Below are 11,560 nucleotides of genomic sequence, written 5' to 3'. Positions count from 1 at the left end.
CCGAAATGAGCCGTATGCGCAATCTACCGTCCGGGTCCGACGATTACCCTGCCCGGATGGACGGCCTGCGTTTCGCCTTCGGCACCCTCACGGTGTTCCCCGCCCGCATCACCCGCTGGGACCGGGACGCGGCACGCGCCGGGATGCTCTGCGCCCCGGTCGCCGGGCTCGCCGTCGGGGTCTGCGCCGCCACGCTCGGCAGCGCCTTCCTGCTGCTGGGCTCCGGCCCGCTGCTCGCCGCCGTCGTCACCACCGCCGTACCCGCCGCCCTCACCCGCGGCCTCCACCTCGACGGGCTCGCCGACACCGCCGACGGCCTCGGCAGCGCCAAGCCCGCCGAGGACGCGCTGCGCATCATGAAGCAGTCGGACATCGGCCCGTTCGGGGTCATCACCCTGGCCCTCGTGCTCCTCGCCCAGGTCGCCGCGCTCTTCGAGCTGTACGGGGAGGGCTGGGCACAGGGCGCCGCCGGGACGGTCCTCGCCGCGGTCGTCGCCCGGCTCGCCCTCACCCACGCCTCCCGGCACGGCGTCCCTGCGGCCCGCCCGGAGGGCCTCGGCGCGATCGTCGCCGCCACGGTCCCGGTCCGCTCCGCGACCCTCACGACCGCGCTGGTCCTGGTCCTCTGCGCGGCGACGGGCCTGCTGTTCTCCTCGTACGACGCCGTCCACCAGGTCCTGGCGGCGGGGGCCGCGATGGGTGCGGCGGCGCTGCTGCTCCGCCGGTGCGTGCGCCGCTTCGGCGGGGTCACCGGGGACGTGTTCGGCGCCCTTGAGGAGACGGCGGCGACGGTGGCCCTGGTGGCGCTGACCCTGGGCTGACGCCGAGCGGGCGGGTTTCCGGGGCCGCGCTCCGGGCGGGCCCGGCCGGTCCGGGACCACGCCCCGGTTCGTACGTTCCGCCGCGATCCTTCGTACCGTTTGGCCGCGATCCTTCGTACCGTTTCGCCGCGATCCGAGGACGTCGTCGACCCGGACGGAGAGACCGTCACGGCTCCGGCCCAAGTGGACGCCCCGGGCGGGCCGTTCGACGATGTCCGGGGCGAGGGCCCGGAACTGTCGCCGGTACGGACCGCGGGCGAAGGCGGCGACGCGTTCGGGGCGCGCGGCGGGGGTGTGCCCGCCGGGGAGACCGGCCCGGCCGCCCTCGCCGGTGTGGTCGAGCCCGACGCCGGGGTGCGCCCGGGTCCGGGCGTCGACCTACGGAATCCCGAAGGTCCTTTCGTACGCCCGGACGGCACGGTGGTGACGAGCGCGGTGGCGAGCGCGGCCGGTCCGGGCCGTACGGGGTGCGACGCGGGAGCCCCGGCGGTCGCGGAGCCTGCTCCCGGGCGCACGGATTCGGCCGGAGTGCATCGGGGGAGGCCCCTCCCCGGCGGGACCTTCCGCGTCCGGTACGGGAGCGAAGGGCCCCTGGAGACATCGCAGATGGTGCGAAGACACGAGTGCCGTCCCCGCGCGATCGATGTGAGCGCGGAGGAGCGCTCCGGGCCCGAACGGCACACATGAAAGAGACACCGCGGATGAGTGGACCAACGCCGCCGTGAGCGAACCGGGCGCGCGAGCGTAGGCTCGTTCTCGGCGCTCTCCGGGCCGAAATACGATGCGGCGGGCACGGTCGGCCCATCCCTCGACCGCCACAGAACTCAATGGAAGCGAGATTTCACCACCGTGACTGCTCTCACTCTCAGCACTGCCGGTGCGGCGACGCTGCGCGCCGACGTCCTCGTCGTCGGCGTCGCCAAGGCCGGGAAGGCGCTGGTCGTCGCCCCGGGCGCCGAGGCCGTCGACAAGGCCTTCGAAGGCCGGCTCGCCGACGTCCTGGAGACCCTGGGCGCCTCGGGTGCCGAGGGAGAGGCGACGAAGCTGCCCGCCCCCGCCGGCCTCAAGGCTCCCGTCGTCCTCGCCGTCGGTCTGGGCTCCGCCCCCGAGGACGGCGAGTCCTACGGCACCGAGGTCCTCCGCCGTGCGGCGGGCACCGCCGCCCGCACCCTGACCGGCACGAAGAAGGCCGCGTTCGCGCTGCCGATCGCCGCCGCCGAGGACGCCGGCGCCGTCGCCGAGGGCGCCCTGCTCGGCGCGTACGCCTACACCGCGTACCAGGAGACCTCCAAGAAGCCGCTGGGCGAGGTGGCCCTGCTCGGCGCCAAGCCGCGCGACAAGGCCCACAAGGCCGCCGCCGAGCGCGCCCAGGCCGTGGCCGAGGAGATCAACCGCGCCCGCGACCTGATCAACATGCCCCCGAACGACCTGACCCCGGCCGCGTTCGCCGCCGCCGCCCAGGCCGCGGGCAAGGAGCACGGCCTGAAGGTCCAGGTCCTCGACGAGAAGGCCCTCGCCAAGGGCGGCTACGGCGGCATCCTGGGCGTCGGCAAGGGCTCCGAGAACCCGCCGCGCCTGGTCCGCGTCGCCTACACCCACCCGAAGGCGGAGAAGACCCTGGCCCTGGTCGGCAAGGGCATCACCTACGACTCGGGCGGCATCTCCCTGAAGCCCGCCGGGCACAACGAGACGATGAAGTGCGACATGAGCGGCGCCGCCGCCGTGTTCTCCTCCGTCGTCGCGGCCGCCCGCCTCGGCCTGGAGGTCAACGTCACCGGCTGGCTCGCCCTCGCCGAGAACATGCCGTCCGGCTCCGCCACCCGCCCGGGTGACGTGCTGCGCATGTACAGCGGCAAGACCGTCGAGGTCCTGAACACCGACGCCGAGGGCCGGCTCGTCCTCGCCGATGCGCTGACCAAGGCGTCCGAGGAGAACCCGGACGCGATCGTCGACGTGGCGACCCTGACCGGCGCCATGGTCCTGGCGCTCGGCAACCGCACCTTCGGCATCATGTCCAACGACGACGACTACCGCACCGCGATCCACGAGACCGCGGACGAGGTCGGCGAGGCGTCCTGGCCGATGCCGCTCCCCGCGGACCTGCGCAAGGGCATGGACTCCCCCACCGCCGACATGGCCAACATCGGCGAGCGGATGGGCGGCGGCCTGGTCGCCGGTCTCTTCCTCCAGGAGTTCGTGGGCGAGGGCATCACCTGGGCGCACCTGGACATCGCGGGCCCGGCCTACCACGAGGGCGCGCCGTACGGCTACACCCCGAAGGGCGGTACCGGCTCCTCGGTGCGCACCCTGGTGAAGCTGGCCGAGCGCACGGCGGCCGGCGAGGTCTGAGCGACCGCGTGAACCGCTGACGGTACGGCCCCGGGGACGGCGTCCCCGGGGCCGTACCGTTCGCCCACGACGAAATCCGCACATTCGTACCACCTGACAACCCCTGCGTACGGACGAGAGGCCGGTCTCACACACCGGCCCCGCGTCCCGTCCGCCGTCAACAAGTGCGAAGATGGGTTCTCGGCAGGACAGGGCCCCCACCACAGGGCCGAAAATAAGCGGCCGCACACCAGCCGCCGCCTGGTCATCGAGGACCGGCGACGAGCGCACATGCATGGAGGACGTGACGTGGCGAACGACGCCAGCACCGTTTTCGACCTAGTGATCCTCGGCGGCGGTAGCGGCGGTTACGCCGCGGCGCTGCGCGGAGCTCAGCTGGGCCTGGACGTCGCACTGATCGAGAAGAACAAGCTCGGCGGCACCTGCCTGCACAACGGCTGCATCCCCACGAAGGCCCTGCTCCACGCCGGTGAGGTCGCCGACCAGACCCGCGAGGCGGAGCAGTTCGGTGTCAGGGCCTCCTTCGAGGGCATCGACATCAAGGCCGTGCACAAGTACAAGGACGACGTGATCTCGGGCCTGTACAAGGGTCTGCAGGGTCTCGTGGCCTCCCGCAAGGTGACCTACATCGAGGGCACGGGTCACCTGTCCTCGCCGACCTCCGTGGACGTCGACGGGCGTCGCGTCGAGGGCCGTCACGTCCTGCTCGCCACCGGTTCCGTGCCGAAGTCGCTGCCCGGTCTGGAGATCGACGGCAACCGGATCATCACCTCGGACCACGCGCTGACGCTGGACCGGGTGCCGGAGTCCGCGATCATCCTCGGCGGCGGTGTCATCGGCGTCGAGTTCGCCTCCGCGTGGAAGTCCTTCGGCACCGACGTGACGGTGATCGAGGGCATGAAGCACCTCGTCCCGGTCGAGGACGAGAACAGCTCGAAGCTTCTTGAGCGCGCGTTCCGCAAGCGCGGCATCAAGTTCAACCTCGGCACCTTCTTCCAGTCCGCCGAGTACACCGACAGCGGCGTCAAGGTCACCCTGGCCGACGGCAAGACCTTCGAGGCCGAGGTGCTTCTGGTCGCCATCGGCCGCGGCCCGGTCTCCGCCGGTCTCGGTTACGAGGAGCAGGGCGTCGCCATGGACCGCGGCTATGTCCTGGCCGACGAGTACATGCGCACCAACGTGCCGACGATCTCGGCCGTGGGCGACCTCGTCCCGACGCTCCAGCTCGCGCACGTCGGCTTCGCCGAGGGCATCCTCGTCGCGGAGCGGCTGGCCGGTCTGAAGACCGTCCCGATCGACTACGACGGTGTGCCCCGGGTGACGTACTGCCACCCCGAGGTCGCCTCCGTCGGCATCACCGAGGCCAAGGCCAAGGAGATCTACGGCGCGGACAAGGTCGTGGCCCTGAAGTACAACCTCGCGGGCAACGGCAAGAGCAAGATCCTCAAGACCGCGGGCGAGATCAAGCTCGTCCAGGTCAAGGACGGCGCCGTGGTCGGCGTCCACATGGTCGGTGACCGCATGGGCGAGCAGGTCGGCGAAGCGCAGCTGATCTACAACTGGGAGGCGCTGCCGGCCGAGGTCGCGCAGCTCATCCACGCCCACCCGACGCAGAACGAGGCGCTCGGCGAGGCCCACCTGGCCCTGGCCGGCAAGCCTCTGCACTCCCACGACTGACGCTCACGTCATCACAGGGCGCGACGACCACTTCCCGCAATTCGTTAGGAGCAACTGAAACCATGTCGGTTTCCGTAACCCTGCCGGCGCTCGGCGAGAGCGTCACCGAGGGCACCGTCACCCGCTGGCTCAAGGCCGAGGGCGAGCGCGTCGAGGCCGACGAGCCGTTGCTCGAGGTCTCGACCGACAAGGTCGACACCGAGATCCCCGCCCCCGCCTCGGGCATCCTGGCCTCCATCAAGGTCGCCGAGGACGAGACCGTCGAGGTCGGCGCCGAGCTGGCGATCATCGACGACGGTACGGGTGCCCCGGCCGCCGCTCCGGCTCCGGCCGCCGAGCCCGTGGCGGCCCCGGCCGCCGAGGCTCCGGTCGCCGAGGCTCCGGTCGCCGAGGCCCCCGCCGCCCCTGCCCCGGCCCCGGTGGCCGAGGCTCCGGCCGCCCCGGCGGGCGGTGCCACCGGCACCGACGTCGTGCTGCCCGCGCTGGGCGAGTCCGTGACCGAGGGCACCGTGACCCGCTGGCTGAAGTCGGTCGGCGAGACCGTCGAGGCCGACGAGCCGCTCCTGGAGGTCTCCACGGACAAGGTCGACACCGAGATCCCGGCGCCCGCCTCCGGCGTGCTCCTGGAGATCGTCGTCGCCGAGGACGAGACCGCCGAGGTCGGCGCCAAGCTCGCCGTCATCGGTGCCGCGGGTGCGGCCCCGGCCGCCGCCTCGGCTCCGGCCGCTCCGGCCCCCGCCGCCGCTCCGGCTCCGGCTCCGGTCGCTGCCCCGGCCCCGGCTCCGGTGGCCGCTCCGGCCGCCCCGGCTCCGGCCCCGGTGGCCGCTCCGGCTCCCGTGGCCGCTCCGGCCCCGGCCGCTCCGGCCGCCCCGGCCCCGTCCATCGCCCCGGCGCTGGTCACCCCGGTCCCGGCCGCTCCGGCCGAGGACGGCGCCTACGTGACCCCGCTGGTCCGCAAGCTCGCCACCGAGAACGGTGTCGACCTGGCGGCCGTCAAGGGTTCGGGCGTCGGCGGTCGCATCCGCAAGCAGGACGTGCTCACGGCCGCCGAGGCCAAGAAGGCCGCCCAGGCCCCCGCCGCCGCTCCGGCCGCCGCCGCGCCGAAGGCCCCCGCCCTGGAGGTCTCCCCGCTGCGTGGCCAGACGGTCAAGATGACCCGGATGCGCAAGGTCATCGGCGACAACATGATGAAGGCGCTGCACGGCCAGGCCCAGCTGACCTCGGTCGTCGAGGTCGACATCACCAAGCTGATGAAGCTGCGCACCCGCGCCAAGGACGCCTTCGCCGCCCGTGAGGGCGTCAAGCTCTCCCCGATGCCGTTCTTCGTGAAGGCGGCGGCCCAGGCGCTGAAGGCCCACCCGGTCATCAACGCCCGGATCAACGAGGGCGAAGGCACGATCACCTACTTCGACACCGAGAACATCGGTATCGCGGTGGACTCCGAGAAGGGTCTGATGACCCCGGTCATCAAGGGTGCGGGCGACCTGAACATCGCCGGTATCTCCAAGAAGACCGCGGAGCTCGCCGGTGCGGTGCGCGCCAGCAAGATCACCCCGGACGACCTGGCCGGTGCGACCTTCACCATCTCCAACACCGGCTCGCGCGGCGCGCTCTTCGACACGATCATCGTGCCGCCGAACCAGGTCGCCATCCTGGGCATCGGCGCCACCGTGCGCCGTCCGGTCGTCATCAACCACCCGGACCTGGGTGAGACGATCGCGATCCGCGACATGACGTACGTCGCGCTGTCCTACGACCACCGTCTGGTGGACGGCGCCGACGCCGCCCGCTACCTGACCTCGGTCAAGGCGATCCTGGAGGCCGGTGAGTTCGAGGTCGACCTCGGGCTGTAACCACGTGGGCCGGAAGGCAACGTAACGAGCCTCACCTGCGGCGCCCCCGTCCGGAAGTGTTTCCGGACGGGGGCGCCGCCGTATTGTCTTGAGAGTCAACACTCCCCGAGGAGCCGCGTCATGACCGTCCCCGTCGTCCACTCGCTGCGCGAGCAGATCCGCGAGCACATCGTGGAGGGGATCGTCAGCGGCCGCTGGAAGCCGGGCGAGCGCATCGTGGAGCGCAGGATCGCGACCGAGCTGGAGGTCTCCCAGACCCCCGTCCGGGAGGCGCTGCGCGAGCTGGAGTCGCTCCGGCTGATCGAGTCGGCGCCGAACAAGGGCGTCCGGGTCCGCAACCTGACCGCCGCCGACCTGGAGGAGAGCTATCCCGTCCGGGCCGGTCTCGAACAGATCGCGGCCGAGCTGGCGGCGGGGCGCCTGTCGGCGGACTGCTCGGCCCTGGAGCCCCACGTGACGGCCCTCTACGAGGCGGACGCCACCTCCGACGGCACGGCGCAGGTGCGGCACACGGTGGCCTTCCACCGGGAGCTGGTCAAGGCGGCGGGGAACAGCGTGCTGCTGCACACCTGGGAGACGCTCGGCATCGAGGTCTTCACGGCGCTGTCGATCCGCTGGCTGGGCACGGTCCAGAAGTCGTACGCGGAGGAGCACCAGGAGCTGGTGGAGGCCTTCCGCAGGGGTGATCCGCAGATCGGCGCACTGGTGAAGGCGCACGTCCTGGGATGCGCCCCGCGCGCCTGAACCTCGGGAACTTCCCTGCTGGCCCCGCACTGACGGGACTTCGCTCATCTGCGCGAGGGCGCTCTCATAGAACCCCTCCCACCTGCGAAAACCAGGCACCCGGTGCCCTGTTTCGCGGCACCCTGTGCCGACTTTCTCGATTCGAAGAGATTTTCCCCTTCATCCTTTGATCGATCATCGATCGTCGGTTTAGAGTCTTCGGCGGGCCCACCCGGCCTTTCGCCCTGTCCTGCCAGACACGGCCCCCATCTCCACCCCACCTGTCCGGAAGGCGGCGATCATGACCGATCCCGTAGGCAAGATTCCGAGCGAGCTCGACCAGCTCCCGGACCGTGACACCGAGGAGACCGCCGAATGGGCGGCCTCCCTGGACGCCGTCACCAAGGCCGCCGGCCCCCATCGGGCCGCCTACCTGATGCGCCGCACGCTCCAGCACGCCGAAGGCGCGGGCCTCGCCCTGCCGAAGCTCCTGGAGACGGACTACGTCAACACCATCCCGACCTCCGCCGAGCCGACGGGCGCCGACTTCGACGGCGACGAGGCCATGGAGCGCAGGATCACCGCCTGGAACCGCTGGAACGCGGCCGCGATGGTCACCCGCGGCTCGAAGTACGGCGTCGGCGGTCACATCGCCACCTTCGCGTCGGCCGCCTGGCTGTACGAGACCGGCTTCAACCACTTCTTCAAGGGCAAGGAAGCCGACGGTTCCGGCGACCAGCTCTACATCCAGGGCCACGCCTCCCCCGGCATCTACGCCCGCGCGTTCCTGGACGGGCGCCTGAACGAGGCCCACCTCGACAACTTCCGGCAGGAGTCCGGCGGCAACGGCCTGCCCTCCTACCCGCACCCGCGCCGACTGCCCTGGCTGTGGGAGTTCCCCACCGTCTCCATGGGTCTGGGCCCGCTCTCCGCGATCTACCAGGCGCGCTTCAACCGCTATCTGACCAACCGCGCCATCAAGGACGTCTCCGCCTCGCACGTGTGGGCGTTCCTCGGTGACGGCGAGATGGACGAGCCCGAGTCGACCGCCGCCCTGGCGCTCGCCGCCCGCGAGGGTCTGGACAACCTGACCTTCGTCATCAACTGCAACCTCCAGCGCCTCGACGGCCCGGTCCGCGCCAACTTCAAGATCGTGCAGGAGCTGGAGGCCCAGTTCCGCGGTGCCGGCTGGAACGTCGTCAAGTCGCTGTGGGGCAACGCCTGGGACGAGCTGTTCGCGCTCGACACCACCGGCGCCCTGGTCCGCCGTCTGCGCGAGGTGCCGGACGCCCAGGTCCAGACGTACCAGACGCGTGACGCCGCCTACATCCGCCAGGACTTCTTCGGCAAGGACCCGGCGCTCGCCGAGATGGCGAAGCTGCTCTCCGACGACAAGATCCTGGAGTGCTTCCACCTGTCGCGCGGTGGCCACGAGCCCCGCAAGGTGTACGCCGCGTACAAGGCGGCCGTGGAGTTCAAGGGCGCGCCGACGGTCATCCTCGCGCAGACCGTCAAGGGCCACACCCTGGGTGAGGGCTTCGCGTCGAAGAACGCGAACCACCAGATGAAGAAGCTGTCCACGGACGAGTTCAAGAACATGCGGGACCTGCTCGAACTCCCCATCTCGGACGACCGGTTCACCGACGGCCAGGTGCCGTACGGGCACCCCGGCGCCGACTCCCCCGAGGTCCGCTACCTCCAGGAGCGCCGCGCGGCCCTCGGTGGTCCGGCCCCGGCCCGCCGCACCCACGCGCTCGCCCCGCTGCCCGCCCCCGCCGAGAAGTCCTTCGCCGCCTTCGACAAGGGCTCCGGCACGCAGTCGATGGCCACGACGATGGCGTTCGTCCGGCTGGTCAAGGACCTCATCCGCGACAAGGAGACCGGCAGGCGCTGGGTCCCGATCGTCCCGGACGAGGCCCGCACCTTCGGCATGGAGTCGCTGTTCCCGTCGCTCGGCATCTACTCGCCGAAGGGGCAGACGTACGAGCCGGTCGACCGCGACCAGCTGATGTACTACAAGGAGGCCAAGGACGGCCAGATCCTCAACGAGGGGATCACCGAGGCCGGTTCGATGGCCGATTTCATCGCCGCGTCCACCGCGTACTCCACGCACGGTGAGGCGATGATCCCGTTCTACATCTTCTACTCGATGTTCGGCTGGCAGCGGACCGCCGACCAGATGTGGCAGCTCGGCGACCAGCTCGGCCGCGGCTTCCTCGTCGGCGCGACCGCGGGCCGTACGACGCTGACGGGCGAGGGCCTCCAGCACGCCGACGGGCACTCGCCGGTGATCGCGGCGACCAACCCGGCCGCCCTGTCGTACGACCCGGCGTTCGCCTACGAGGTCGCGGCCATCGTCAAGGAGGGTCTGCGCCGGATGTACGGCGAGGCCGCCGAGGGCGAGGACCAGGACGTCTTCTACTACCTCACGGTCTACAACGAGCCGATGCCGCAGCCCGCCAAGCCGGCCGGGATCGACGAGGGCATCGTCAAGGGCCTCTACCGCTTCAACACGGCGGAGTCGGCCGGTCTCGACCTGCCCGCGAACGCCTCGCGCATCCAGCTGCTCTCCTCCGGCACGGCGATCCACTGGGCCCTGGAGGCGCAGCGGCTGCTCGCCGCCGAGTGGGGCGTGGGCGCCGACGTGTGGTCCGCGACCTCCTGGACGGAGCTGCGGCGCGACGCCCTGGAGGCGGACGCGGCGCTGCTGCGCGGCGAGGAGCGGGTGCCGTACCTCCGCAGGGCTCTCGAAGGCGTCGACTCCCCGGTGCTCGCCGTCTCGGACTACATGCGCCAGGTCCCGGACCAGATCGCGCAGTGGGTCGAGCAGGACTGGTCCTCGCTGGGCGCGGACGGCTTCGGTCTGTCGGACACCCGGGACGCGGCCCGTCGTCACTTCGGCGTCGACCCGCAGTCGATCGTCGTCGCGGCCCTCGCGCAGCTGGCCCGCCGGGGCGAGGTCCCGGCCACCGCGGTCAAGGAGGCGCGCGAGCGCTACGGCCTGTAGGCCGTCGGCCCGACAGGTCCGAGGGGCCGTGTCCGTACCTCCGGTACGGGCGCGGCCCCTCGTCGTTCGGGCGGACGGCTTCGGCGCGGTCCTCCCCCGTGCTCCCGCCGGGCTCCGCGCCCGGGACCCCGGTGGGCCGGCAGGGATGGCAGGGTGGGGTCATGCGTGCCGCCCGGCTGATCAAGATGGTCCTTCTGCTGCAGTCCCGTCCCGCGATGACGGCGGCCGAACTGGCCGCCGAGCTGGAGGTGTCGGAGCGGACCGTGACCCGTGACGCGCTCGCCCTCTCGGAGGCCGGGGTTCCGGTGTACGCGGACCGGGGCAGGACCGGCGGGTACCGGCTCGTCGGCGGGTACCGCACCCGGCTGACGGGGCTGGAGCGGGGTGAGGCGGAGGCGCTGTTCCTGTCCGGTCTGCCGGGCGCGCTGCGGGACATGGGGCTCGCGGACGCGGCCTCCTCGGCGCGGCTGAAGGTGAGCGCGGCCCTGCTGCCCTCGCTGCGGGACGCGCCCGCCGCGGCGGCCCGGCGGTTCCATCTGGACGCCCCGGGCTGGTACCGGGAGCCGGAGACGCCGGAGTGGCTGGCGCCGCTCGCGGAGGCCGTCTGGGACGACCGGTCGGTGCGGGCCCGGTACCGGCGCGGGGAGACCGAGGTGGAGCGGGCCCTCGATCCGTACGGGCTCGTCCTGAAGGCGGGCGTCTGGTACGTGTGCGCCAGGGCCGGTTCCTCGTTCCGCACGTACCGGGTGGACCGGTTCGTGTCGGTGGAGGTCGGCGGGGAGCGGTTCGTCCGGGAGGAGGACTTCGATCTGTCCGCCTTCTGGGCGGAGCGGTCGGCCGGGTTCGCGCGGTCGATCCTGCGGGCCGAGGTGGTGCTGCGGCTCACGGAGGAGGGCGCGCGGCGGCTGCCGCACGTGACGGACCGGGCGGCGGCCGAGGAGGCGCTGGCGGCGGGGACCGCCGGGGACGGCCGGGTGACGGTGACGCTGCGGGTGGAGAGCGAGGAGGTGGCCTTCGCCCAGCTCTTCGGGCTCGGCCCCGAGGTGGAGGTGGTGGCGCCCGGCTCCCTGCGCGAGCGGTGCGCCGAGGCGGCGCGGAGGACGGCCGAGCTGTACGGGTAGCGGGGCGCG

The 11,560-nt window shown here is 72.1% G+C and carries 7 protein-coding genes; all 7 read left to right on the top strand.

Annotation, left to right across the window (positions count from 1 at the left end; translation table 11 throughout):
* Positions 1-14 precede the first annotated feature (14 nt).
* The 7 genes from ACIO92_RS07435 to ACIO92_RS07405 all read left to right on the top strand — a co-directional run bounded on the left by ACIO92_RS07435 (position 15) and on the right by ACIO92_RS07405 (position 11,551).
* Positions 15-821, top strand: coding sequence for an adenosylcobinamide-GDP ribazoletransferase (locus ACIO92_RS07435; protein WP_401235828.1), 807 nt, complete (start codon positions 15-17; stop codon positions 819-821).
* An 849-nt stretch (positions 822-1,670) separates the two neighbouring features.
* The gene (locus ACIO92_RS07430; protein WP_366441534.1) at positions 1,671-3,170 is read left to right on the top strand and encodes a leucyl aminopeptidase; all 1,500 of its coding nucleotides are present in this window, start codon (positions 1,671-1,673) and stop codon (positions 3,168-3,170) included.
* A 288-nt stretch (positions 3,171-3,458) separates the two neighbouring features.
* Entirely contained in the window at positions 3,459-4,847 is a 1,389-nt protein-coding gene (gene lpdA / locus ACIO92_RS07425; protein WP_366441533.1) for a dihydrolipoyl dehydrogenase, read from the top strand.
* Between the two features lie 62 nt (positions 4,848-4,909).
* Positions 4,910-6,700 carry a 2-oxoglutarate dehydrogenase, E2 component, dihydrolipoamide succinyltransferase gene (gene sucB / locus ACIO92_RS07420; protein ID WP_402279488.1) on the top strand — a complete coding sequence of 597 codons (1,791 nt, stop codon included), beginning with the start codon at positions 4,910-4,912 and terminating at the stop codon, positions 6,698-6,700.
* A 120-nt stretch (positions 6,701-6,820) separates the two neighbouring features.
* Positions 6,821-7,444, top strand: a complete 624-nt coding sequence (locus tag ACIO92_RS07415; protein ID WP_366441531.1) for a GntR family transcriptional regulator — start codon at positions 6,821-6,823, stop codon at positions 7,442-7,444.
* Positions 7,445-7,724: 280 nt separating this feature from the next.
* On the top strand, positions 7,725-10,430 hold the full coding sequence (aceE, locus tag ACIO92_RS07410; protein ID WP_401235831.1) for a pyruvate dehydrogenase (acetyl-transferring), homodimeric type: 2,706 nt from the start codon (positions 7,725-7,727) through the stop codon (positions 10,428-10,430).
* A gap of 161 nt (positions 10,431-10,591) precedes the next feature.
* Positions 10,592-11,551: a helix-turn-helix transcriptional regulator gene (locus ACIO92_RS07405; RefSeq protein ID WP_401235833.1), complete on the top strand. Its 960-nt coding sequence runs from the start codon at positions 10,592-10,594 to the stop codon at positions 11,549-11,551.
* Positions 11,552-11,560 lie beyond the last annotated feature (9 nt).

This window comes from Streptomyces sp. NPDC087215 (assembly GCF_044744885.1).
Classification (GTDB): Bacteria; Actinomycetota; Actinomycetes; order Streptomycetales; family Streptomycetaceae; genus Streptomyces.
This window is presented reverse-complemented; position numbering and strand designations above follow the sequence as displayed.